Genomic DNA, 23,905 nt, shown 5'->3' on the forward strand with positions numbered 1-23,905 from the left:
ATAGTTACTGAAAAGTCAGGTAGTGGCTACGTAAAAGAATTTATAGGTTATAGGTATTTGTGTTGTTAGGTGCGGATTAGTTGGATACAATGATTAACAATGATCTTTGAAGAGAATCTGAGACTTGCTTAAACATACAGGATGCATATAAAGAACGATCAATGAATTTTATTTCTCAAACAGTATCCTGTGTAAAGCCTGTGTGTTATAATCTGTAAACCAGTGAAATGGAAAATTTATTCGGACCTATATAATTATAGGTTTCAGACCTTGGTTTTTCACTGTATTTTAATTTCTTGTATACATCATGTTTCATATTGGCGTAACCAATCCCCAGAGAGGCTTCAGCACCAATTTTGTCACTAATGGTCAGCTGATATCCTCCGGCAATACCAATCCCGAAAAGATATCCCTGGTAATAATTATCTTTTAGTGATTTGCTGAGTGATATATAGCCTGCATTATAGTTCGCGTAATTGAGGTTGGCTCCGGCAAAAAAGCCTTTAAAAGCCTCACCTTGCATCCACATTCTGAATTCAGGTTGGAGGGCGATATGTCTGAGTTTTGTGTCACCGGCATATTTCTTCAATGAATTGTAAGAGACGGATGTATGTACAGTCATTGGGAAATCATAATCTTCGTTGATAATGGTTTCTGCTGCTAAATTGATATTTCCGATAGCCAATCCTGCTATATTGGTCTTGAATACCCAGCTGCCGCCACTGTTATTATATCTGCTTTTAGGGAACTGCGCCATCAGGAGAGAACAATTTAAAATCAGGCTGAGTAAAACAAGGATTGATGTTTTTAGTTTCATATAATGTATGATAAAATCTGTTTTTTTATTAAGTGATCGGGCTGATAGCATGTGATGCGAATCTTTAAGGCTAGTTGTGTACCTTTTATTGCAAAGGTTGGGAATGATAAAAGCTTAAAATATTCCTGGGGATTTTAAAACCAATTGGATTGTTCATTTCAATATTTAGCTTAATCGAATCAGACAAAGATCTTTTAAGGCTGTTTGTACAGATAACTATGCCGGCATTATGGCATTAGAATTTTGAAAGGTGGGGTAGTCAGGTTTAATAGAGTTGGATTTTGTTCGAATGAATATGTTTATCAGCATAAAGATTTTTCTATACAGTACTGATATGGAGCCTTACCGGCTAATAACTGCTCCATTCTAAGATGGGTGTAGTATACATAGCTTCTTCGGGATACTTTTAATAACTGCTGTGAATCAGAAATGCCTGATCGTACTCAGGCAAGTATATCCGTCAGAAACTAAGTGGGTGGTGTATTTTTAAGATCTGATATGATCTCTCGCGATCATATGGATATCCAATTTTAAAGGAGAGAAGACCAGTTTTTTTGAACACATATGCCACATGTTTACAATGCCTCCTGAGCCTTTAAGTCTGACAGTACATATTCTATCTGAGAAAATGTTGCGTCTTTAAGAAGCACTTTCTTGTCTTTATCGAGAAGGTATAATGAAGGCAGTGCGCGCAGGTCATACCTTTGCTGTGTAGATATCTTGTCGTTATATCCATTGATCCAGTCTGAAGGGAATGATCTGATGTAGGATGACCAGTTTTTTTTGGATGGTTCTGTACAGATGGCCAGGATAGCGAGTCCTTGACGAACCGTTTTAAATTCGTTTAATATACGGCTCTGTATCATTTTTTTTGTTGTTTCCTCACAGAAGGGACAGGATGGATTATAAAAATATAGGAGTGTATAATTGCTTTTTATGTTAAACAGGGAAGTTTCCCCTGATTTGGGTGTGATGTATGTAAAGTCTTCAGCAGCTTGGTTTATATTGTTTCTTGAAATTATATGGAGCTGATATCTGGTACGCACCAGATACATATCCTCAATTCCGGGATATGCAAGTTTATATTCCAAAAAAGTAGCGTACAGTTTGTCATTCCGAAGAGGAGACAGCGGATTGTATAGATAATTTTCTATAATATCCTGTACCTGCATAAGTAAGGTAGACGACGCTATTTTTCTATTCAGAAATCCCCTCATTGTTTCTTTAGCTATTTCCGGTGGAAACGTTTGGAGAAGTAGCAGATAGTCTTCCAAAGACTCTTTAAAGCCTTCTAGTCCTATGTCAGAAAGACTATCCGATAAAGGTATATCATCCCAATAATGTTCTGCAAGATAATATTTGTGTTCCTGTCCGTGAATAGAAGTACTAAGACTATCGTTATCTTTTTCTTCCTGTTCATGAATCGCCTGATTCGGAGATTGACAGGAAATGATAAATCCTGCATACAGGAGTGAAAAAAGCAATTTTTTCATATGTACTTTGAGTGATTATGGATTAATTCGGGTATCTGTTGCCCACTTTAGTTTTGCATATTCGGTATTGAGATACGGAAAGCGGGTCTGTGGGATGTAACTTGTAAGACCACTATGCGTCCGGATAATAAAACCATTTTGTGCTAATAAAAACTGTGGGGTTGACGATTTAAAAACGACGATCTTGTCCAGAAGAGACTGAAGTTTTTCATGGCTTTCTGCGGGAGCTAATCTCTTATAATAATCTGCGAAATCAAAAAACAGTCTGTAGTTTGTGTATCTGTCAAAATGTTGTATAAGGCTTAGGTCAGTTAATGGTAAAGAACCGGAGGCATTTGCGCGTACCCATCCTGCCAGTTGCGGCAAAGGCCTGACATCTATCAGCGAGATAGTGGCTGACCGGTATTCACCACTGAGGCTGTTGTAATAAGAAAATACCCGTTCAGAAAAACCTCTTAAGTCCGCTTCTTGTTTATAAAGGTAGGGAAGGAGCTCTGCATATATAGGTGTAAATCCCGGAGAAAGAATCTCTGCAGAAGAGGCTACGACGTATCGCGTCTTGTCTTTAAGTTCGAACAGAACTTCTATTCCTGTCATAAAACAGGATTCAAATATGATAAAGTCAAAGCTGTTATCGGGCAAAGCTGTGGCAAAATCTCGCAATTCCAGGTCATTTTTATCATCCTGTAACAATGTTCTCGGTTTGAGTAGTGTGCTTTGAGGCAGCCAGCCTGATGCATGTGAAAACATGATCAGTCCATAGCTTTTGGAAGGGGCCGTCTTCCTGACATCAGCTAATACCTGCACAAATACGTCTGCGTCTGCCGTATTTTGTTTTTCATAGGTCTGCCACACTTTCTCGATCACCTTTCCAGAGGAATTTGTAGTAATCTCTAATAAGCGTGGGGCGGCATCCTGCACAGCCTGATAGATAAGTAATCTCCCCATATCTGCATTATATCCCTGTTTTAGTGCTTCTATTTTATCGTATGTTTCATACTGCAGGTTATTATTCCCTCCCATATATACAAGAACAGTACGGGATACAACAGCCTTTCCCGGAATATCCGGGGATTCTTTGCGACAACCTGAGAGCATAAAAAGGTAACAAAGACAAAATAGAATGTATGAAGTTTTCATGTTTTGTTTGATTACATGGGGTTAGGGGATATCACTTGTATTTTTTATTTTAGACCATATGGTGATAGCTTTCTTGTACTATCCTGTTACGGAAAACCTGAATATGGCTTTCTTTTTATGATTTAAACGAGCCTGTTTATTTACGCAGTCCTGCTTTTACAGCTATTTTATATTCAGGCGACAGTAATCTGTGCCTGCGCTATGATCAGTTCTTTTTCTTTAACATACTGTCTTGGTGACATACCATAGTATCTTTTGAATATTTTGGAAAAATGGCCTAAATTGGTATATCCGACATCCATACCTGCTATGGATATACTTACTCCTTCAAGAATCATTTTAGCTGCTTTTTCCATACGGACATCCAGATAGAACTGTGAATAATTCTTGCCGAAGATGCGGGTAAAGGATTGTATAAATTTTGTCTTGCTCATGTTATGTTCGCTGGCTAAGATTTCGAGAGGAGGCCAGGGTTTGTGCAGCTGACGAATCAATCTTTCTTTGAGTATAGTAAAGGGCTCACTTCCTATTGATAGTTCTTTCTTTAGAGCCTGCTCACGGATATAAATTTTTCTGAAAAAATGGGCAAGAAGACTTAGCGCTGTACCGTGTATCTGGAACTTGAAAGAGGAAGGAGTTGGTAGTGAAATATGGAGTATTTCATGTGCCGTATTGAAATCCACCAGGTCCATATTCAATAAACCATGAACAGGTATATTGTTCTGAAACTGTTTCAAAACATGAGAATCGCATGTCTCACTGTCTGCATTATGAGTAATCCAGCGCCTGTCAGCAATAAGAATAAGCAGTTTGATATGATCACCCTTATGTATATCTGTCTCTAGTCCTGTGCCGGAGGAAGAATAGAGTACAGCTTCTGAAAAGGGGAGTATATATTCTGTTTTATTTTTATTGGAGCTGATTGTACATTCCTGACTTTCACTTAGATTGAGATGTATAATAAACTCCTCGTTTTTAGGATCAGGGCTTCTGTTTATTTTCAGATTGATGTGAAAAACACAGTCTACTCTTAAGAGGCTGAGTCCGTCTCCAAAAGTGGTCACTTCAAACATTCCCTCTCCTACAGCAGGGTGTAATATTAAATTGTTATCCCGCACTTCATTTACATGTCCGGTCGTTTCGCTGAGTATATCCGAGAAATTTCTGAGCCAGCGATCATCTGTTGTTAGATAATAATCTAATTTGAATGTCATGATAATTATTTATTTACCTGAATACAAAGTTACATTGTCGGTGATTTGCAATAGGCTATAATAAGCTAATTAACTGTTGGAATAAGACTAATTGTGAGGGTCTTATATAGGTTTGTCCAATTCAGATGAATGTAAATCTGAGTTTAATGAATAATTGTTTGTCTGTATCTGCTGGGTTCGATATGAAATACCTGTTTAAATGTCTTTGCAAAATGGCTGAGATTTGAGAACCCTACCTTTTGACCAACCTCTGAAATGGGTTCGCCGGTTTGCAGAAATTCAGCAGCTTTTTGCATACGGATTTCCATCATCATTGTATGATAACTTTTACCATATATATTTTTAAATAGTGTTATAAATTTGGTGCGGCTCATCAAACATTTATGAGCAATAAGACTTATTGTAGGCCAGCTGCTGTGTATGTTTTTTTCCAGCTTTCCGATTACACGCATAATCCGGGATACATCTGAAAAGTCAGCATACTGAGACGGTACATCCTCCTGCAGGTGTCTTGTAATAAAATGTGAGAGCAACTGGAGTACTTTTCCTTTTGTTTGAAGTCGTGTATCTGTCTGGTTGTCTTCCTCCTGCATCAGAGCAAAAGCAAGAGACATTTCTTCTAAAGTAAGGTTGAGCATACCCTGCATCGTTCTATTTTGAAGAAAATCCTGTATCAGATACTGTCCTATATCCGTGCTATAGTTTAGCTGTTTGTTTATCAGCCAGGAGCGATGTATGATAATGGTAACCCACTTAGACCACTTACCTTTAGGGAGTTCCAGTTCTGCTGATTTCCCGCTGCTGGAATAAAACACTGCTTCTTCCCAGTCAACCCCGACATCGATCTGCTGTCCGTTATCTTTTTTTATCATGAATGAAGATTCACTAAGGTTAAAATGAATAAACAGATGTGTATTTGAATGTATACTATTTCGTATAAACTTAACCGGATTTTTGAATTTGACATTTGCTTTGAACACGCCCAGACCTGTACTGAGTTGGGACATAGATATTGTGCCTTCTCCTATAGAGGAAGGTAAATGAATAGTGTTGTTCTTTGGTAGAATAGTATCCTTATATACCTTTGACATGGCCTGAGCGAAATCATGTATACAATCTTTTTCACTGTTCAGATATACATTAACCTCAGATACGATCTTATCATCTCGTTTTCCGGTGTCAAGTCCCAGATACTGAGCAATTATGATCTCGTCCTTTTCAGGATGACTCTTTATGGACAAAGAAGTACTCTCTCCCATACATTTTACTTTTAACTGCTGGGCTTTACTGTCTTTTACAATTATGAAAAAACCTGCACTTTCTATTTTAGCACCATTATGTACCATATCCGAGTGCATAAATTCAAGGGGAAACAGAACCGGACTTCCTTCTATGATAATGTATTTTTTTATTTTCATACGCTTTCACACATTAATATCTTGTTGATTAGTACAAAGTTATGCCGGATTGTTAGGTAAAGAGGATAATATAAGGTATTAAAATACTATATTAAGGTAGAAATAATGGGGTTCGGAATTCTTGCTCATAATCTCAAAAATAGGAGAGCAATTTTAACACTTTCCCTTTTGTCTGCAGGCGCATATATGGTTGTTCGTCCTTTTCCTGCAGCAACTGAAAGGCAAGTACCATGATTTCCATAGGCAGACTGATAATGCCTTGCATCATTCTGTTTTTCAAAAAATCATGAATAAGCCCACTTTCAATATCAACTTTGTAATTTAACTGTTTGTTTATCAGCCAGGAGCGGTGTATAATAATGGTTATCCACTTAGCCCAATTGCCTGCCGGAACTTCCAGTTCTACGGATTTTCCACTGCTGGAATAAAACATTTCTTCTATCCAATTGTCTCCAACATCCACTTGCTTTCCATTTTCCTGTTTTATGAAAAATGGGATTTCACTCATGTTGAAATGCATATATAAATGTGCATTTGATGGAACTACACTACGCAAGAAGTTTATCCGGTTATTAAACTTTACTTCAGCCTTAAAAAGAGCCAGACCAGCACTAAGCTCTGACAGAGACATATAGCCTTTACCCACAGAAGGAGGGAGGGCGATACGGTTATTCCGCGCATAAATCAGTTCTTTGTATATGCGTGACATAGCTCTCGCAAAAGCGGGCAGAGTTTCTTTGTCACTATTGAGATAGGCTTTGACAGCTGGTATGACTTTCGTGTCAGAAGGCCCGGGATTTAGTCCCAGATAATTTGCGATGAGTATTTCGTCCGTTGACGGATGACTTTGTACAGAAAGAGAAGTACTCTCTCCCATGCATTTAACCTTTAGCTTTTGATCTTTATTGTCTCTTATCAGAATGAATGTTCCTGCGCTATCTACTGTTGCTCCCTTATCTACCATGTCTGCATGTAAAAAGTCAACAGGAAAAAGAACAGGTTGTCCCTTAATAATAATGTATTTTTTTATTTTCATAATTTCCTTCACGTTAATATCTTATTGAAGTTGTAAAAATATAATAGATGAAGGTGAAGGAAGGATAAAATAGGATATTAAAGTACTACATTAAGGTGAAATTGTATCTATTCTGCTGATTTCACAAAATTTTCACCAGGTTGAAGATTGAATTTTTTTCTATAGGCTGCTGCAAAATATCCGGATTGATTGTAACCAAGTTCCAGTGCCACTTCTCTGATCGATCCAAACGTCCCGCTGTTAAGAAGATCTTTTGCCAAAAGTAATTTTTCATTCAGAAAGAATTGCTGAGGTGTATCTTTCATAATCCTTTTAAACAATGTTTTGTATTTGGAAGCAGACATTCCCGCTATTTCGGCTAGTTTCTGTATACCAGGGAAATCCATTTGTAATTCCTTTGTCAGATAGGCTATACTTTTATCCATGTTTTCTAAATCTTGCTGCGGTAATTTATAGAGCTTATCATCATAGGATCGTATCCGTCTGATCAGATTAGTGAAGACTTGTAAGGAAATTCCTCTTAAAAGTAATTCAAAAGCCGGATTGGCAAAGGGACGGTTTTTTAAATCATTTAATAAGAGTTGTGTAGTGCTCTCCATATGCCTGTAGTAGGATAAGACTTTTTTTGATTCATCAAATATAGCCTCGATTTCTTGTGCCGGCTTTGATGCGGCTAACATCGATTGTAATAAGGGTTTGGAAATAAAGAGCCGGAGATAAAAGTTTCGTTTGCCAACTGCCGGAATAAACGTACTCTCCGCTTTACCATCTGTAAATCCCATACTAAATTTAGAAGAATAACCAACCCTGTGATCGGTTCCATCAATAATATGCTGATTAAAGTTATCACTGATGTCATAATAAACCACATACATATCTTCTTTAGTAGGTATGCGCGTTACTTTTACGGCTGTGGTATAGACAACGTCAACCAATTGTATAGAAAAACCAGGTATGATTTCTAAGAATATGGTTTCCCCACAACCATGTTGTGCGGGCAGAGTACTCCGTTTATTATCAATGATATCAGTGTCAAATGCATGAGCCAACTGATACAGCCATTCGGGATTCAAACTGTAGGTATGTTTAATATGTCTCATTACATGTGTGTTAGATAATCTTTTGGTGGTATTCCGTACAATTTTTTAAACTGATCGGCAAAATAAGATGCGTTAGTGAAGCTATAATGTGCTGTCACTTCACCTATTGTATGTTGTCCTGTTTCCAGCATTTGCTTTGCATAGGCTAGTTTATTCTGAAGAAAGAATGCATTGGACGATAAGCCTGTTATTTTTCGGAATAGGGTCTTATATTTCGTTTCAGACATCATCGCCCGTGCTGACAATTCCTTTATGCCCGGGAAGGGAGATTCAATCCGGGTAATCAGAAAGGATTGCGAATCTATTATAGAAACCAGATCTTCTTTTACTATTTTTTCTAAAAGAATTTCCTGATTCATTGCCTGATCCAGATAGTCACTCAACAGATTATACACCGTGCTTTTAACGACAATTTCATATAATGGATCTTCCTGATTTGTGTTTCTTAATTCGTTTATCAACCACCAGGCTTTATTACTGGTGCGCCCGTAGCGTAAAAATGTGTTTTTTTCGGAATCAAACATAGTGTTGAGGATATCCCTGAACTGAGGGAATTCTGAAAGAATTCGCCTTAATTCTTTTTTATCAATATGAATATCTATACTATACGTTTTACTTCCTTTTTGTACAATATAATCTGCGTCAAGGCTACTGTCATAAAATGCTACATTATAATCCCATCGGCCAACAGGATTGGCAACATTATCCAGGATATGTACAGCATCACCTTCAGTAAAATCAAAGTGAAGAGTTACAAAAGTATTTTTTGTATTTCGCAGGTGAAATATAAGGGATTGGTTAAACACGGCGTCGATTATAAAAGTAGATATAGATTCGCTGACTTTTGTAAAATAACAGGTGCCTTCCAGTACTTCTGTCGGTATCTTCAGAAATGAACCTTCTACTTCCCCTCCCAGTTTTTGGGCAAGGGGATATATCCAGTAGGGATCTACACCATTCTCATGAATAATTTCCATGTTATCAACTGATTTGGTTTTCAAAGGTAGTATGACTGTTCAAACTAAATAATGTAATATAGAAATAGTGTATTTGTTTTGTTACAGCGCCTATTTTATGGAATAAATCAGGTGATTTTGACTTTTTAATGACATTTTCTTTTGTTTAGTTATTAAATAGCTGAAATACAGTGCGTTGTAATTTTTTGATTTCCTTTATAAAGATCTTATTTATTTATTCCAAAACCATCAATATACAGGGCATAAAAATTAGTGCAAAGCTCTAGTATTATAGTTAATCATCAGTACATTTTGGGTTTTCACCAATTTGAGGATAGTGAGGAAAGAGATTCGCGCGATATTCCTTTGGAAGCAAACCGAAATGCTTTTTAAACTGTTCTGAAAAGTAGGAGTGGCTGGAGTAATTCATTCTCTTTGCGATTTCAGCTATTGAAGAATTTTCAAGTTCAATTATTTTTCTGCTAAGTTCAAGTTTGTTTTTTATAAAAAAGTTGTTTGGACTGAATCCTGTAATTTTGCGGAACAGATGTTTAAATTTGGATTCGGACATATAAGCCATGGAGGCCAGCATCTTAATCCCCGGAAAATTTTTGTCTAATCGCTGAATGATAAGTTCCTGTGTGAGCAGTATTCTTGTGATATCAGCATCTTCCAGATCTGCATAACTTCTATCCTGATTTGTGATTTCATCAAATATAATTCCTAACAAGGCATACATAGCTCCGGTAAGAAAATAATCAAAACTCACAGAAACAGGTGATAAATGTCTGATTTCGTTGAGTACATTCCATGCTCTTGGATTGGCTCTGCCAAATTTGGCTAAAGTGTTTTCCAGCTTATATTTTTGAGATGGATCAGTGGTATGAGTTTCGAAAAGTTGGTTCAGTGCTTTTTTCTTTACAAAAACGGCGAATACACAATTTTCAGAACCCGCTTCAATGACAAATTGATTTTTGTCTGCACTGTCTAATAAGGCAAACCCATAATTCCATTTATGGTTTTTATTATTGTTTAATAGGGTTATAGTGCCCATACCTGAACAGAAGATAAGAAAGAAAAAGTCTGGCTGTGTATTCTCCACTGATTGAATGCTAATGGTTTTGTAATATTTCCCATTTGAAAACCAAACTGAAAAATTGGAATCCACTTCTAGTAAGTAATTTATACCCTGATACATACAGGGAGGTATTTCAATAAAATTACCCTGTGTCTTTCCATTTAACTGTATAGCTAAATCTTCTTTCCAATTCGTCTCTACACTAAATCTGCATTTTACTTTTAACATGGTTAATTTCAATTTTATTTGAATAACAAAAAATCAGGAAGATTTCTTCCGAACGATTACACTACCTGGAAGGATGCCAAATTTGCTTCGGTATACAGCAGAGAAATAGCTGGATTTGCTATATCCTAACTCGTAAGCAATTTCTAATATGGAATTATAATCTCCGCTAAGTAACAGACGTTTAGCGAGGAATAACTTTTCTGTCAGAAAAAAGTTATTAGGGGTGTCGTTAAATATCTTTTTAAAAGCTAATTTGTATTTTGATTCTGACATTCCTGCCATCCTGGATAAAGTGCCGACTCCGGGAAATTTTAACCATAATTGTGTTAATATGTATTCCTGAGTAGCCAGAATTCCTTTGATTTCTACTTCCGACAATTTGAACGAAGGATAGCTTACCTTGCTGAATCCTTCGATAAGTAAGCCAAACAAGCGGAAAGAGGTGCTCTTGAAAAAAAGTTCGTAAGACGGATCCTTATACGATTTTCTTTTAAGCTGGTTGAGTAATAATTTACTGCGGCTATCTATATGCCCATAGAATAATAAGGTATTGTGTTCAGGGTCAAAATAGATATTCTTGTTACTCTTTTGAATATGATCCTTAAAAAGTTTTATTAAAAGATCTTTGCTGACCAATATACACAGTGAGTACACTCTTTCACCTAAAATAGGGATGTACGTACTTTCTACGGATGAATCCACTATTCCCATGTCGAATGGAGAATTGAGACCAACCATATGGCCAACACCATTTACAATATGGGTACTGATATTTTCACTTAAGTCATAATACACGAACACCAAATCATCTTCCTTTGCTTTCCGGTTAAAGAGTATAGGCTGATGAACAATCATATCTCTCAACATTACGGATAACCCGGGCATTAACTCTAAAAAATAAATTCTTCCCTCAGCGATTTCCTCAGATAGATATATTATTTTATTATCAATTGGTCTGATGCCAATCAGATCGCCAAATTGTTGTAGCCATTGAGGTGTAAGTGTATATGTAAGATCTAACTGTATTTTTTTCATATACGCTATACTGATAGTTATGTGCGCAGCTTCCTGCGTATTACATTTGTTATATGCAAATTTCAATTAACTAAAAACAGTAAAAGGAAAGGAAAGGATATTTAAATAACACAATAGGACATTTGCTTATATAGGTCTTATTGTGGTGATTAATTAACTTATTGTGGCTATTGGTATTATTTGTGAATATTTTTTACAAATATTTTTATTTCGAAACTATATTTTATTTTAGATTAATTTTTTTGTATAAAATATATTATTTTTTGTTATTAAAGTGGTTTGTTTAGCTGTGATATAGTCCGGATTGCTGTTTAGTATAACAAAAATGTCTGTTGCCTTTGGTGAAGTAAACAAGAGTTTAACTGATTTACTGATCAGCGCGACCTCTCTCCTGATAAATCGGGATTTCTCCTTAAAAGGAGAGAGAAGGGGTTTGCGAAAGGTATCAAAAACAAAACCCTGACGATGGGCGCCAGGGTTCGTTACTAACCAATTATAAACCTAAATTATGAAAAGACATTTTAATAGTTGTTCTGAAAACAACGGATAATTCTGAATTATCTTCTGCAAAGATACATATTAGACAAGGATTGTTCCAAATAATTTCATCATAAAGTTGTGTCAACAACTATTTCTTGACATAAATTTGATAGTCTGTCCTGAATGGATAATAAAATGTCCTTATCAATCTCTTTTGTAGGTAAGGCATTCTGATTTTTAATTTTTACTTTTGATACAAAGGATTGAAATATGGTTTTACAGGAATTGGCTAGATTAAAAGCTATTGTTATAGATGTGGATGGTGTATTGACAGATGGTACGGTACAGGTTGATGAACATGGGGAACAACTTCGCACTTTTAATGTAAAGGATGGATATGCTATGCATCTGGCGATGTCAAAAGGATTACAGATTATTGTGATCTCAGGTGGGAAGAATACGGGTGTGCAAAGACGTCTGGAAGGATTGGGTATACAGGAAATTCATTTGGGTGTAGCAGATAAGCTGACATTGCTTCAGGATATTATGCAGCGTTTTCGTATTGAATTGCCGGATGTGATGTTTATCGGAGATGATATGCCGGATTATAAATGTATGAAAGCTGTAGGTGTAGCTGCCTGTCCTGCAGATGCAGTAGAAGAAATAAAGCAGATCTCTCATTATGTTTCCGGCTTAGGCGGGGGCAAGGGGGTAGTTCGCGAACTGATCGAAAAAACACTCAAGCTACAGGATAAATGGTACGATGATATGAACGTGAAAAGTGTATAATCCATGCTTGATAATTTAAAGAATATACCTGTCATTCTGGGATCCCAATCCCCCAGAAGAAAAGAATTACTGTCTGGAATGGGGATAGATTTTAAAGTTATTGTCAAAGAAACGGATGAATCCTTTGATCCGGAATTATCACCGGAAGAGATAGTACAATCTATTTCGGAGAAGAAAGCCACTGCATTTAGGAATGCTGAGTATGAGAATCATTTGCTTATCACTGCAGATACTATTGTGGTCGCTCATCATAAAATCCTCGGTAAACCGCAGGATCGGGATGATGCTTTTCGTATGCTGTCTATGCTTTCTGATTATACACATCAGGTGATGACGGCTGTTTCTATATTGTGGAAAGGAGAACTTCGTACTTTTGTAGAACGTACGGATGTGGTTTTTCCTGAGCTGTCCAAAGATGAAATAGACTATTATATCGAACATTTCAAACCTTATGACAAGGCCGGAGCATACGGTATACAGGAATGGATGGGGCTAGTGGCTATTGATCAGATTAAAGGATCCTATACCAATGTGGTGGGGCTTCCCACTGCAAGGTTGTATCAGGAATTAAAGAATATCAAATAAAAAAGGAGCTTAGCTCCTTTTTTTATTTGATAAAGTATCGTATTCCTGTGTAGAATAATCTTCCGGAAAGTGGTCCCCATAGCATATTGGTGTCAAAATAATTCCCGAAGGGATCGTCATAGGCCAGGATGGGATTTTTCTGAAAATAGTTGGTGAAATTTTCTGCTCCTACATAGATGTCAAAGTTTTTGGATGCTCCAAATGTTTTGCTTATCTGTGCATTCATAGTGGCATAAGCAGGTGAATATTCTTCCAGCTGATATGGAGTCGGGTTGGCTGCGGTAGAAGGCAGTCTTTTCTGACCAACAATATTTAAGGTGTAATCAAAATTCCATCCGCTTTCCAGTGTATATGCAAGATTCATAAAGCCTCTGTGTTTGGCTAATAAAGGTTTGCTCAACCGCTGATCTCCGTAGTCTGTCTGGACATCCAGCAGACGGTAAGCCATACGTGTTTCGAATCTTGGTGCAGGCATAAACCTGAGTTCAGCTTGCAAGCTGTTGGAGTATGATTTACCCGTAAGATTGTAAAAGGCAATTTCTCTTGGGTTTTCATAATCTACGACTACCTGGTTCTGGAAGTGATTGGAAAATAGTTCCATCGATGCCGTAGCTTCTCTTCCAAACATACGGAACGTCTGGTCTATACTTAATCCTGTATTCCAGGATACCTCAGGACGAAGGCCGTACGCCTTATCAAAACGATTCTCGGATCGGATCACCAATGCCCGGCTACTTGCGAATACGGACATGTTCTCTGCAAATATATTCGCAGTACGCTGTCCTCTTCCGGAGCTTAACCGTAATGTGGTACCTGTGACAGGCTGATATCGAAGTTGTGCACGTGGTGTTCCAAACCATCCATACAGTGAGTTGTAATCAGCTCTCATACCCAGTATGGCATCGAATTTTTCATTCGGACTATACGTGTACTCCCCAAAAGCTCCAGATACAACTTCTTTGCGGAGATAGCGGTCTGTGCCAGCAAGTGTCTCGTCCACATTGTCATACGTCAGTGTAAGTCCTGTCCGGTATTTATGGGCTACTGTACCTATAATGTCCTGATAAATCAGATTTGCATACCCGTTTTTTTGTTCTGCATTATAAGTGCGTGTTCCGAAATAATTTTTTTGATCGTAGTATGTTCCTGAAAGCTGTAAACCTATACTCCGATGAGAATTGCCTTCAAATACATAACCGATCTTTGCAAAACCTTCGTATCGGTTAATGTCAAATCCCAGTCCATACCTGTTTGTGCTAAGCTTATCTGTTTTCTCATCAAAATCAATTTGTCCTCCGGTACGGTCATCCTTTAAATATTTGACTCCGAACTGTGCAATAAGCCCTTTTCCATTCTGATAGGTCCATCTGTTGACTCCTGAAAACACATTACCGGCAGGCAGGTCACGAAAGCCGTTATTGCTGAAGTTCATCCCTTTATTGTACATAAAATTATCATGTAACAACAAACCTACGGACCAGTTGTCGCTGATTTTTTGAGAAAGGTTAAGGTTCAGATCTGTACGTCCCATATTGTTTGCGTAGGCGTTGAAGTAAAGCTTTTCTGAATTTTGAGGTTTCTTCAGTTCTACATTGATCTGTCCGGCCATACTCTCATAGCCATTTACTACAGATCCTATTCCCTTACTGATCTGTATAGATTCAATCCAGGGACCTGCGATACTATTCAATCCGAGTGGAGTCGCTAATCCGCGGGGACCGGGTAGGCTCTCTACGGTGAGTTGTGTGTAAATACCACTCAAGCCCAGCATTTGAATTTGCTTACTTCCGGTGACAGCGTCATTGCTGATTACATCTACAGTAGCGTTGGTTTCAAAGCTCTCACTCAGGTCACAACAGGCAGCCTTAAACAATTCTCTGGAAGTCAGTACTTCCACACGTGCGGGATTCATGTTGGATACATAACTTGTCTTACGGGAACGGGATACAACGACCTCAGCAAGGACATTCTCTTTTGCATGTATTACGAGAACTTTATTCAGATCAGTTACTGTTATTGTATCAGATTTCATTCCGGCAAATGAAATGATAAGCTTTGTTAAACCCTTTTCATGTCTGATCTTAAAAACTCCGTTTTCATTGGTTAGTGTCTGACTGTCTTTTTTCTCCAGCCATCTCACATTTACCGATGGGATAGGGGTCAGGGATCCATTTTTGCTTTCCTCGACCACGACTCCCATTACTTCATCTTTGCTTTTTCCTGCTACAGATACATTTTCCGCTCCGTTTTCCTGCAGACGATCGTGTTTACAGCATTCATGGAGATTCAGGTAGGCTTCATCGTTTGCTCTCATACCTTCTGTATCGTGTCCTACTTCTGCTATATTTTTCTTGATCTGTCCCAGTTTAATCTTGGAAGAATCGTAGGTGGCGGTCAGTAGACCTGTGTTGATATCCCAGACAGCTGACTTAACACCTGCTGTATGAGCTGCAGTTTCTATTCTTTTTTTACACATAGCGCAGTTTCCGGCTACTGCAAACGTAATTGTACTGTCGCGGCCAACTGCAGAACCTGTATTAGCTAGGGATACCGGATCTGTAGGCTCTGCTGCGAGACGTTCATATTTACAACATTCATGAAGACTGTCATATACTTTATCATCTGCTTTTACTTCTTCCGTATCATGTCCTGCAGCTGCGATATTCTGCTTGATCTGCAACAATTTTATTTTGGAACTGTCATATTGAAGAGAGACTATTCCGGTGCTTTCATCCCACGTTGCTTGTTCAACACCTTTTGTCAGGGCTGCTTTTTCGATTCTTTTCTTACACATTCCACAGTTACCGCTTACTTTAAAGGTAGCTGTACTGTCTTGTTTGTGATTTGACATTTCCTCGGGTTCGGTAATGGGGGGCGGAGCAGCTTGTGTACGTTCATACTTACAGCATTGGTGAAGATTATCGTAAGCCTTTTGATCTGCTTTTATACCTTCTGTGTCATGACCAGCCGCCGCAATGTGTTGCTTAATACTGTTTAATCTGACCTTCGCAGGGTTATATGTTACCGTAATTGACTCCTTGGTTTTATTCCAGGATGCCTGATGCACTCCCGCAGTAATAGCAGCTTTTTCAATTCTTTTTTTACACATTCCACAGTTTCCTTTTACCTGAAAAGTAACGGTGGTATCCTGCTTGCCTGTCTGTGCAAATACAGGCAACGTTACCATTGCACACAGCAACAGTAGTATATTGAATACTTTCATTTTTTAATCATTAATTGTATAAATAAAATACAGGAGTTCTTCTTTATGTCAGAAACCTGTTTAATATGGAGATACAATTAATGCTAAATCCGGAAATTACAATGGAGGAGATAACTGTCCTGCTGTCGGACAAGTGCTGTGGTGTCAGTTTGAGCAATTTGATGCTCTATCCCCAATTCTTCAAAAATATTGAAATTATAAACCCAGAATAATGTAATTATTGATGGTGTAAATAAATTGAAATTCTTGATTTGATTATTATTGGAGTAATAGTTGTCTGATGCTTTTTCCAGATCAACGACGACATCTTTGCAGACATGTTTCTTGTCAGGTTTGGAATCTTTATGACAGGATCCACTCTTTTTTGCTGATTCGGAAGATGACTTCTTGGTGCAAAGAGGACAATTTTTGTGTGATGATTTGTCTGAAACGGAAATAATATGTTCCTGATCATTACCGCAAATATGGAAATAAAAGGATGCTCCACTCGTGGTAAGCGAGTAAATCAATACTAATAAGGTTGCAATCCATTTTCGCATAATTTACAAATGTAGTAAAAAAATCAGAACTCTGACTTAAAATCAGATATGTGACAAAAAAGTTATCCCTGTACAGACTTATCCTAATTCTTTCCTAAATTGAAATATACTTTTGTAGTATTAAACAATTAAATATAAAAAAGCAGGCTATGAAAAAGATCATTTTAACACTGGCAGTAGTATGTGGTATGCAATTTGCATTTGCACAGGATATCAAAGAAGCTCAGGTACCGGCAGTAATCCTGAATACATATAAGCAACATTTTAAAAGTGCTAAATTCAGTGATTGGGAAATTAAATCAAATGGTATGTATGAAGTAGAGTTCAAGACGAGTCTGACAGGTAAAGATCATACAGCATTGTTCACTCCTGAGGGAAAACTTTATCAGCATAAGGAGGAACTGTCTGCTAAAAATCTTCCTGCAGCAGTGTCTGCTTCCATTAAGAAGGACTTTAAAGGATATCGCATAGATGATGTAGATCGTATAGATCAGCAAGGTAAAGTGACCTATAAAGTGAGTCTGAAAAGTAATGCCCAGGATTATGATGTGGTATTCGGGGCAAATGGTTCCGTAATCAGTAAAAAATTGGATTAATCAGTTTACAGCTATATAAAACAAGAATATGAGAAAATTAATAATTGCACCTCTGATGATACTATTGACCGTCTTTGTGGCCTGTGATAAGGATGAAGTAATGGATCCTACTAAATTGCCTTCCAAAGTACAGGATTATATTGCAGTACATTTTTCTGATGCTCATATCAGTAGGGTAGAACAGGATAAGGGGGATAGTAATTCGTATTACGAAGTCTATTTATCAACTGGTTATGAACTGGATTTTAACAAAGCCGGAGATATTTATGGGATTGATGGTAATACAAAAAGACTTCCGGATTCCGTTATTCCTGAAAAGTTATCCACATATGTTTCTGTAAATTATAAGAATTTCTTTGTTGTAAAATGGGAATTAGATCGAATGGAGCAGGAAATAAAGCTTAATAATGGAGTAGAACTGGTATTCGATCTTAACGGAGAGTTTAAAAATGTGGATAAATAGCATCGGCTGATTTTTGTGATTTTTTTGTGTCTTGTTTATATTGGTTATAACATTGAATATAAACCAAAATGCAAACCTAAAATTGAACTGTAATGGAACAATTGATCACAAATCCTACTGTCCTGTTTATATGCACCGCGCTTCTATTAAGCTCAGCAGTTGCTTTATATAAGGTATACTCTAAATTAATCAAAAGAGTATAATCAGGTATTAAAAAAGAAAAGCCCGATCCGGGCTTTTCTTTTATGCTTTCAAATCTTTTATAAAACCGGGAATTTTTTCCATGTAGTTTTCCTGAGCCAGTAATTTGACAAAGGCACTTCCTACTATAGCTCCGTCGGCAATTGAAGTTGTCCGCACAAATGCTTCTCTGGAAGAAATACCAAATCCGACAATTAGTGGATGTTCCAGTTCCAAAGCTTTGATACGACTGAAGTATGCAGTAGTGTCATCACCTACATTAAGGTTATTGCCTGTCACTGCATTAGAGGATAAAAGATAGATAAAACTGGTTGATAGTTTGTCTATTTTACGAATCCGTTCATCCGAGGTCTGTGGTGTTACCAGAAACACATTGCTGATCCCGTATTTTTTAAATATATCCTGATAGAGTTCTTCATACTCATACATCGGAAGGTCTGGGATAATGACTCCTGTAATACCGGCTTCCTGACACGATCTGCAGAAGTTTTCAACACCATATTGCAATACCGGATTGACGTAACCCATCAGGAAGACGGGTATCGTGACCCGATCTCTCAATATACGTAGCTGCTCGAAAAGTTTATGCAGTGTCATTCCGTTTTTCAATGCTTCCTCAGAGCTGTGCTGGATCACGGGGCCATCTGCCACAGGATCAGAGTAAGGGAAACCTATTTCCAGAAAATCTGCTCCTGATTTTTCCAAAGCTTCTGCTATTTCTACTGTACTTTCCAGCGTAGGATATCCGGCTGTAAAATAAATAGAAAGTAAAGGTTGGTCTGTTATAGAAGGGAATGTATATTTTTTCTCGTTCATAATTTAAAATCCAAAGTATTTCATATAATTATCCAGATCCTTATCGCCACGTCCTGATAGACAAACGACCACTGTCTCAGAACCATCAAAGCTCATCTTCTCCAGATGTGCAAGTGCGTGTGAACTCTCAATGGCCGGAATTATACCTTCCAGACGGGTTAACTGAAGTCCTGCCTGCATAGCCTCTTTATCAGTTGCGCTTACATATTGTCCACGTCCGCTTTTGAATAACCAGGCATGCTGGGGGCCTATACCGGGATAATCAAGCCCTGCAGATATAGAATACGGTTCGATTACTTGTCCGTCCTCGGTTTGCATTAATATGGAACGGCTGCCATGCAATACCCCTTCTTTTCCTAAGACCGTCGTAGCAGCTGTTTCTCCGGAATCAACGCCGTGTCCAGCTGCTTCTACTGCTATGATCTTTACATCTTCTTCATCCAGATAATGGTAAAACATACCCGCTGCATTGGATCCTCCACCGACACAAGCCAGTACATAATCCGGATTGGATTTTCCTGTTTTTTCCTTTAACTGTCTTTTCGTTTCTTCAGATATAACAGACTGGAATTTAGCAACCATATCCGGGTACGGATGTGGTCCGACCACTGATCCGATAATATAATGCGTGTCTACGGGATTGTTTATCCAGTCTCGCAGCGCTTCATTGGTTGCATCTTTTAAAGTCCTGCTTCCTGATTTTGCTGCTACAACCTGTGCACCCATCATTTTCATACGGGCCACATTAGGTGCCTGACGCTCGATATCGACTTCACCCATATATACGACACATTCCAGTCCTTTGAGCGCACATACTGTAGCTGTAGCGACACCGTGTTGTCCGGCTCCGGTTTCTGCAATAATTCTTTTTTTGCCCAGGCGCTCAGCAAGTAAGATCTGACCTATTGTATTGTTAATTTTATGAGCACCGGTATGATTCAGATCTTCTCTTTTTAAATAGATATTGGCACCATATTTTTCCGAAAGTCGTTTTGCCAGGTAAAGAGGTGAAGGTCGCCCTACATAATCACGAAGCAAAGACTGGAATTCTTCCTGAAAACTTTTCTCCTTAATTATGTTGAGATATTGCTGACGTAGTTCTTCTACATTTGGATAAAGCATCTCCGGAATATAGGCGCCTCCAAACGGGCCGTAGTATCCTTTTTCGTTAACTTGATATTTGCTCATTTTTAATTGTTTTCACTACTTGTTTTAATAATTCTGTTTTTTTTAATCCCGGTTCTGACTCAAATTTTGAATTCAGATCAATTGCATATAACCTTTTATCATCTGTTAGCAGGGCATCGCTGATATTGTCAGGGCCTAATCCTCCACTCAGAAAATAAGGCTTCTGCAAAGAGTAATTCTGCAGAATATCCCAATCGAACGTTTTTCCTGTACCTCCATGCTGATCACTTTTTGTATCAAAAAGGAAATAGTCTGTGACCTCTGTATATTCATTAAGGGTTTTCCAGTCAAAATTGCTGTCTATTCCGAATGCTTTGATGACAAGGACTCCGGATGCTTTTAACTCTTCACACAGATCCGGAGATTCTGTCCCGTGTAGTTGTACTGCATGAAGTCCATAGGACCGGATCTTATTTTTGATGGTCTCGGCGGAAGCATTTACAAATACTCCAACACGTTGTATGCGATCAGGCACATCAATATCGGAAGCAGACAGATTTGCTATATAACGCTTTGATCCTTCATAAAAAATGAATCCCATATAATCGATATTCAGCAAACCTGTTTCCTGGATATTCTCCGGATACTTCATGCCACAGATTTTGATTTTTACGGGATGATTCATTAGTTTATTAATTTTTTGAAAGAATTCAATGCTTTCCTACCTAATAAAGATTCTTCAGCTTCATAATAACAGTCGGCAAATGTTTTCTCCGGATTAAATGTTTGTATGGCAATTGCCGCATTACTCAATACCACATTCTGTTGAATGTCATTTCCTCCTCCGCTGAGGATATCCATAAAGATTTTACCGGCTTCTTCTACCGTATCTCCGCCAGAGATTGCTTCAGGATGTATTGGCTCGAATCCAAGCTGTGCTACTGTATAATAATGCTCTCCTTTATTGTCTATTACTTTGAAGTCTCCGGTAAGGGAGATTTCATCATAGCCATCTAAAGCATGCAGTATTGCGTATTGTTTGTTCGTGTTTTGATATAGATAAGCATACAATCTGGCCAGTTCAAGACTGAATACACCTACGGATTGAAACTGTGGATTCGCAGGATTAGTAAGGGGACCCAGCATATTGAAGAATGTTTTTACACCCAATGCACGTCTGATAGGAGCCACTGTTTTCATTGCCGGATGAAAGAACGGGGCATGCAGGAAGCAAATGTTAGCCTCATCGAGCTGCCTTCGTATTTCTCCCTCATCATTTGTAAATTTATAGCCGAGATACTCCATGACATTGGAAGAACCACATCCTGATGATACACCTATGTTGCCGTGTTTGGCGACCTGATATCCTGCTCCTGCTACAATAAAGGAAGCTAAAGTCGAGATATTAAATGTATTCTTGCCGTCTCCTCCGGTACCACACAGATCAATAAGCCGGTAAGCACTCAGATCCAGTTTTTTGCAGAGATCGTACATAGCATCCCGGAATCCGGCAAGTTCTTCTACACGTATGCTGCGCATCCCGTATGCAGTCATGAAGGCTGCAACCTGGTGCGTGTCATATTTTCCTTCTGTTATATTGATCAATATGTCGTAAGCCTCTTTGCGGGTGAAGGCTTTGTATTCAAATAAATGTGCTAATATCTCTTTCATATAGGATTTAAAACAAAAAAAGGCTTACCTAAAAAGGCAAGCCCACTATTCTTTGATATGTAAATAATTCAAGCAATAGACAGTTGCCACAACATTAACTGTTGTGCCACCACCATGCTTTATTTACACTTATTGATTTCATTTTTATTATCGTTATGACAAATATGATGCATTGTTTCTAAAAAAACAACTTTTTGTTAGAAAAAAAATAAACGTTTTTGTCAAATATACTAATAGGTGACAAAATGTGCTGTTCTGTTTCCTTTTGAGACAAGAGTGAAAGATGCTATTTTTCCGTTTTCCAGATACAGGGCTACGACCTGTCGTCCTTTATATTTCAGAAAGTACATGTTGTTGACATCCAATCCCTCTGGGTCTATATCGCGGGTTTCTTTTTTAGGAATCTGATTCCAGTTTAGGTATTCAATTTCGTTTATATTCTTATTCTGAATATTTAATCTTACTTCATCCAGACTGACGACCAGATAATCCAGGTAATCGTCATCGACTTCTTTATTGACGGTGACATACTGGCTGAGCAATACATCTGTCGCAATGCTGTCTACAGACAAATCGTGGACAAACTTACGAATGTAGGGAAGATCTTTATCGGAGGATTGTGCAAGGCTTAGAAATGGAATGATCCAAAACAAACCAAGTGCAAAAATATATTTTCGCATAACAGATATTTAGGGTTTTGACTCGCAAAAGAGCCAAAAGATTAGTCCGCTAAATAAAAACGCCTTAATTAGATTAAGGCGTTTTTATGATTCGTTAATATTCGTCTTCATTGAAAAAGAAGTCATCTTTGGTTGGATAATCCGGCCAAATTTCTTCGATATTCTCATACGGTTCACCGTCGTCTTCTAAGGCTTGGAGATTCTCTATAACTTCTACAGGGGCTCCTGAACGGATTGCATAGTCAATTAATTCATCCTTAGTTGCTGGCCATGGGGCATCTTCGAGGTGCGAAGCTAATTCTAATGTCCAATACATATATCTGATAATTTAAAATTTCGTTTTTTGGCAAAAGTAATATTTAATTTGACTTATCCAAGTCTTTCGTTTGTAATTTATTTTTTTTGTAGTAACAAGTTTGTTATTTGAAAAGAAATCAGTCCGTTTTTCAGACTCAAATGTTTTCAAAATCAGAGCCTTTAGCATTCAACGCGGCCAATCTTGGCGATACAGATTTAATATTGGTATTCGGGTAGTCATCTTCAATTAATCCGTCGCGCATACGTACGATACGATGTGCATGTTGTGCAATATCTTCTTCGTGCGTGACCAGAATAATGGTGTTTCCTTTGGCATGAATATCTTCCAGCAGCCCCATGATCTCAATAGATGTTTTGGTGTCTAAGTTTCCCGTAGGTTCATCGGCTAATATAATGGATGGATCGTTGATTAACGCACGGGCTACTGCTACACGTTGGCGCTGTCCTCCGGAGAGTTCATTGGGTTTGTGATCGGTACGATGTTCCAGTCCCACACTTGTCAGGGTAGCCAGCGCTTTTTCATCTCTGACTTTTTTGGATTTCCCGGCATAGATCAGGGGCAAGGCTACATTTTCCAGAGCTGTTGATTTGGGAAGCAGATTAAAGGTTTGGAAAACGAAACCAATTTCCTTGTTACGGACTTCAGCCAGCTCGTTCTCTGTCATCTGACTTACATTGATGCCATTTAATACATACTCACCTTTTGATGGCGTATCCAGACAACCCAGGATATTCATCAGTGTAGATTTTCCAGATCCCGAGGGGCCCATCAGTGCAACAAATTCTCCTTTTTTTATAGAAAGAGAAACTGAATTAAGTGCATGAATGGTTTCTGAGCCAATAATGTATTTCCTGCCTATATCTGTTATTTGGATGAGGGTGTTATCTGCCATCTGTAACC

23 protein-coding genes are annotated in these 23,905 nt (G+C 38.0%); 4 read left to right on the forward strand and 19 right to left on the reverse strand.

Features of this window, described 5'->3' with window-relative positions; translation table 11 throughout:
- Positions 1–205: 205 nt before the first annotated feature.
- From B4B65_RS04435 to B4B65_RS04480, 10 genes are all read right to left on the reverse strand, one after another.
- Positions 206–817, reverse strand: a complete 612-nt coding sequence (locus B4B65_RS04435) for a DUF3575 domain-containing protein (protein WP_293913674.1) — start codon at positions 815–817, stop codon at positions 206–208.
- 575 nt (positions 818–1,392) lie between these two features.
- Positions 1,393–2,310 (reverse strand): DUF5106 domain-containing protein, encoded by a 918-nt coding sequence (locus B4B65_RS04440; protein WP_293913676.1) that lies wholly within the window; start codon positions 2,308–2,310, stop codon positions 1,393–1,395.
- A 15-nt stretch (positions 2,311–2,325) separates the two neighbouring features.
- Positions 2,326–3,450: a clostripain-related cysteine peptidase gene (locus B4B65_RS04445; RefSeq protein ID WP_293913678.1), complete on the reverse strand. Its 1,125-nt coding sequence runs from the start codon at positions 3,448–3,450 to the stop codon at positions 2,326–2,328.
- A gap of 173 nt (positions 3,451–3,623) precedes the next feature.
- Positions 3,624–4,664, reverse strand: a complete 1,041-nt coding sequence (locus B4B65_RS04450) for a helix-turn-helix domain-containing protein (protein ID WP_293913680.1) — start codon at positions 4,662–4,664, stop codon at positions 3,624–3,626.
- A 143-nt stretch (positions 4,665–4,807) separates the two neighbouring features.
- The gene (locus tag B4B65_RS04455) at positions 4,808–6,082 is read right to left on the reverse strand and encodes an AraC family transcriptional regulator (protein ID WP_293913682.1); all 1,275 of its coding nucleotides are present in this window, start codon (positions 6,080–6,082) and stop codon (positions 4,808–4,810) included.
- Positions 6,083–6,215: 133 nt separating this feature from the next.
- Positions 6,216–7,118, reverse strand: coding sequence for a hypothetical protein (locus tag B4B65_RS04460; protein ID WP_293913684.1), 903 nt, complete (start codon positions 7,116–7,118; stop codon positions 6,216–6,218).
- A 107-nt stretch (positions 7,119–7,225) separates the two neighbouring features.
- On the reverse strand, positions 7,226–8,218 hold the full coding sequence (locus B4B65_RS04465; protein WP_293913686.1) for a helix-turn-helix transcriptional regulator: 993 nt from the start codon (positions 8,216–8,218) through the stop codon (positions 7,226–7,228).
- Positions 8,218–9,195 (reverse strand): helix-turn-helix transcriptional regulator, encoded by a 978-nt coding sequence (locus B4B65_RS04470; protein WP_293913688.1) that lies wholly within the window; start codon positions 9,193–9,195, stop codon positions 8,218–8,220. Before B4B65_RS04470 ends, B4B65_RS04465 begins: the two co-directional genes overlap by 1 nt.
- A 274-nt stretch (positions 9,196–9,469) precedes the next feature.
- On the reverse strand, positions 9,470–10,480 hold the full coding sequence (locus tag B4B65_RS04475) for a helix-turn-helix domain-containing protein (RefSeq protein WP_293913690.1): 1,011 nt from the start codon (positions 10,478–10,480) through the stop codon (positions 9,470–9,472).
- 33 nt (positions 10,481–10,513) lie between these two features.
- Positions 10,514–11,515, reverse strand: a complete 1,002-nt coding sequence (locus B4B65_RS04480) for a helix-turn-helix transcriptional regulator (RefSeq protein ID WP_293913692.1) — start codon at positions 11,513–11,515, stop codon at positions 10,514–10,516.
- 750 nt (positions 11,516–12,265) lie between these two features.
- On the opposite strand from B4B65_RS04480, the gene B4B65_RS04485 reads away from it, so the two are divergent.
- Positions 12,266–12,784, forward strand: a complete 519-nt coding sequence (locus B4B65_RS04485) for a KdsC family phosphatase (RefSeq protein ID WP_293913694.1) — start codon at positions 12,266–12,268, stop codon at positions 12,782–12,784.
- 3 nt (positions 12,785–12,787) lie between these two features.
- Positions 12,788–13,369 carry a Maf family nucleotide pyrophosphatase gene (locus B4B65_RS04490; protein ID WP_293913696.1) on the forward strand — a complete coding sequence of 194 codons (582 nt, stop codon included), beginning with the start codon at positions 12,788–12,790 and terminating at the stop codon, positions 13,367–13,369.
- Positions 13,370–13,391: 22 nt separating this feature from the next.
- On the opposite strand, the gene B4B65_RS04495 is transcribed toward B4B65_RS04490, so the two are convergent.
- Positions 13,392–16,592 carry a carboxypeptidase-like regulatory domain-containing protein gene (locus B4B65_RS04495; RefSeq protein WP_293913698.1) on the reverse strand — a complete coding sequence of 1,067 codons (3,201 nt, stop codon included), beginning with the start codon at positions 16,590–16,592 and terminating at the stop codon, positions 13,392–13,394.
- An 83-nt stretch (positions 16,593–16,675) separates the two neighbouring features.
- Entirely contained in the window at positions 16,676–17,131 is a 456-nt protein-coding gene (locus tag B4B65_RS04500) for a hypothetical protein (protein WP_293913700.1), read from the reverse strand.
- 149 nt (positions 17,132–17,280) lie between these two features.
- Here B4B65_RS04500 and B4B65_RS04505 point away from each other — a divergent pair, with 149 nt between their 5' ends.
- Together B4B65_RS04505 and B4B65_RS04510 are read left to right on the forward strand one after the other, a co-directional pair.
- On the forward strand, positions 17,281–17,727 hold the full coding sequence (locus B4B65_RS04505; RefSeq protein WP_293913702.1) for a PepSY-like domain-containing protein: 447 nt from the start codon (positions 17,281–17,283) through the stop codon (positions 17,725–17,727).
- Between the two features lie 28 nt (positions 17,728–17,755).
- Complete coding sequence (locus B4B65_RS04510; RefSeq protein WP_293913704.1) at positions 17,756–18,190, forward strand: PepSY-like domain-containing protein; 435 nt, start codon at positions 17,756–17,758, stop codon at positions 18,188–18,190.
- Positions 18,191–18,433: 243 nt separating this feature from the next.
- Here B4B65_RS04510 and trpA read toward each other — a convergent pair whose 3' ends face one another.
- From trpA to B4B65_RS04545, 7 genes are all read right to left on the reverse strand, one after another.
- Complete coding sequence (gene trpA, locus B4B65_RS04515; RefSeq protein WP_293913706.1) at positions 18,434–19,207, reverse strand: tryptophan synthase subunit alpha; 774 nt, start codon at positions 19,205–19,207, stop codon at positions 18,434–18,436.
- 3 nt (positions 19,208–19,210) lie between these two features.
- On the reverse strand, positions 19,211–20,395 hold the full coding sequence (gene trpB, locus B4B65_RS04520) for a tryptophan synthase subunit beta (RefSeq protein ID WP_293913708.1): 1,185 nt from the start codon (positions 20,393–20,395) through the stop codon (positions 19,211–19,213).
- Positions 20,376–21,020 (reverse strand): phosphoribosylanthranilate isomerase, encoded by a 645-nt coding sequence (locus tag B4B65_RS04525; protein WP_293913710.1) that lies wholly within the window; start codon positions 21,018–21,020, stop codon positions 20,376–20,378. Before B4B65_RS04525 ends, trpB begins: the two co-directional genes overlap by 20 nt.
- Positions 21,020–22,006 carry an anthranilate phosphoribosyltransferase gene (trpD, locus tag B4B65_RS04530; RefSeq protein ID WP_293913712.1) on the reverse strand — a complete coding sequence of 329 codons (987 nt, stop codon included), beginning with the start codon at positions 22,004–22,006 and terminating at the stop codon, positions 21,020–21,022. The genes B4B65_RS04525 and trpD overlap by 1 nt, the downstream gene beginning before the upstream one ends.
- Before the next feature lie 230 nt (positions 22,007–22,236).
- The gene (locus B4B65_RS04535) at positions 22,237–22,686 is read right to left on the reverse strand and encodes a hypothetical protein (RefSeq protein ID WP_293913714.1); all 450 of its coding nucleotides are present in this window, start codon (positions 22,684–22,686) and stop codon (positions 22,237–22,239) included.
- A 94-nt stretch (positions 22,687–22,780) separates the two neighbouring features.
- Positions 22,781–23,002 carry a DUF2795 domain-containing protein gene (locus B4B65_RS04540; protein WP_002996718.1) on the reverse strand — a complete coding sequence of 74 codons (222 nt, stop codon included), beginning with the start codon at positions 23,000–23,002 and terminating at the stop codon, positions 22,781–22,783.
- Between the two features lie 136 nt (positions 23,003–23,138).
- Positions 23,139–23,897: an ABC transporter ATP-binding protein gene (locus B4B65_RS04545; RefSeq protein WP_002996703.1), complete on the reverse strand. Its 759-nt coding sequence runs from the start codon at positions 23,895–23,897 to the stop codon at positions 23,139–23,141.
- Positions 23,898–23,905: the final 8 nt, after the last annotated feature.

Origin of the sequence: Sphingobacterium sp. UBA5789, assembly GCF_002418355.1 — a bacterium.
Classification (GTDB): domain Bacteria; phylum Bacteroidota; class Bacteroidia; order Sphingobacteriales; family Sphingobacteriaceae; genus Sphingobacterium.

Coding starts and splice junctions, on each gene's coding strand:
- B4B65_RS04490 (WP_293913696.1), top strand. CDS start 12,788: ATGCTTGATAATTTAAAGAATATACCTGTCATTCTGGGATCCCAATCC.
- B4B65_RS04445 (WP_293913678.1), bottom strand. CDS start 3,450: ATGAAAACTTCATACATTCTATTTTGTCTTTGTTACCTTTTTATGCTC.
- B4B65_RS04435 (WP_293913674.1), bottom strand. CDS start 817: ATGAAACTAAAAACATCAATCCTTGTTTTACTCAGCCTGATTTTAAAT.
- B4B65_RS04540 (WP_002996718.1), bottom strand. CDS start 23,002: ATGTATTGGACATTAGAATTAGCTTCGCACCTCGAAGATGCCCCATGG.
- trpD (WP_293913712.1), bottom strand. CDS start 22,006: ATGAAAGAGATATTAGCACATTTATTTGAATACAAAGCCTTCACCCGC.
- B4B65_RS04545 (WP_002996703.1), bottom strand. CDS start 23,897: ATGGCAGATAACACCCTCATCCAAATAACAGATATAGGCAGGAAATAC.
- B4B65_RS04485 (WP_293913694.1), top strand. CDS start 12,266: ATGGTTTTACAGGAATTGGCTAGATTAAAAGCTATTGTTATAGATGTG.
- trpA (WP_293913706.1), bottom strand. CDS start 19,207: ATGAACGAGAAAAAATATACATTCCCTTCTATAACAGACCAACCTTTA.
- B4B65_RS04480 (WP_293913692.1), bottom strand. CDS start 11,515: ATGAAAAAAATACAGTTAGATCTTACATATACACTTACACCTCAATGG.
- B4B65_RS04525 (WP_293913710.1), bottom strand. CDS start 21,020: ATGAATCATCCCGTAAAAATCAAAATCTGTGGCATGAAGTATCCGGAG.
- B4B65_RS04505 (WP_293913702.1), top strand. CDS start 17,281: ATGAAAAAGATCATTTTAACACTGGCAGTAGTATGTGGTATGCAATTT.
- B4B65_RS04465 (WP_293913686.1), bottom strand. CDS start 8,218: ATGAGACATATTAAACATACCTACAGTTTGAATCCCGAATGGCTGTAT.
- B4B65_RS04495 (WP_293913698.1), bottom strand. CDS start 16,592: ATGAAAGTATTCAATATACTACTGTTGCTGTGTGCAATGGTAACGTTG.
- B4B65_RS04510 (WP_293913704.1), top strand. CDS start 17,756: ATGAGAAAATTAATAATTGCACCTCTGATGATACTATTGACCGTCTTT.
- B4B65_RS04460 (WP_293913684.1), bottom strand. CDS start 7,118: ATGAAAATAAAAAAATACATTATTATTAAGGGACAACCTGTTCTTTTT.
- B4B65_RS04500 (WP_293913700.1), bottom strand. CDS start 17,131: ATGCGAAAATGGATTGCAACCTTATTAGTATTGATTTACTCGCTTACC.
- B4B65_RS04470 (WP_293913688.1), bottom strand. CDS start 9,195: ATGGAAATTATTCATGAGAATGGTGTAGATCCCTACTGGATATATCCC.
- trpB (WP_293913708.1), bottom strand. CDS start 20,395: ATGAGCAAATATCAAGTTAACGAAAAAGGATACTACGGCCCGTTTGGA.
- B4B65_RS04450 (WP_293913680.1), bottom strand. CDS start 4,664: ATGACATTCAAATTAGATTATTATCTAACAACAGATGATCGCTGGCTC.
- B4B65_RS04475 (WP_293913690.1), bottom strand. CDS start 10,480: ATGTTAAAAGTAAAATGCAGATTTAGTGTAGAGACGAATTGGAAAGAA.
- B4B65_RS04455 (WP_293913682.1), bottom strand. CDS start 6,082: ATGAAAATAAAAAAATACATTATCATAGAAGGAAGTCCGGTTCTGTTT.
- B4B65_RS04440 (WP_293913676.1), bottom strand. CDS start 2,310: ATGAAAAAATTGCTTTTTTCACTCCTGTATGCAGGATTTATCATTTCC.
- B4B65_RS04535 (WP_293913714.1), bottom strand. CDS start 22,686: ATGCGAAAATATATTTTTGCACTTGGTTTGTTTTGGATCATTCCATTT.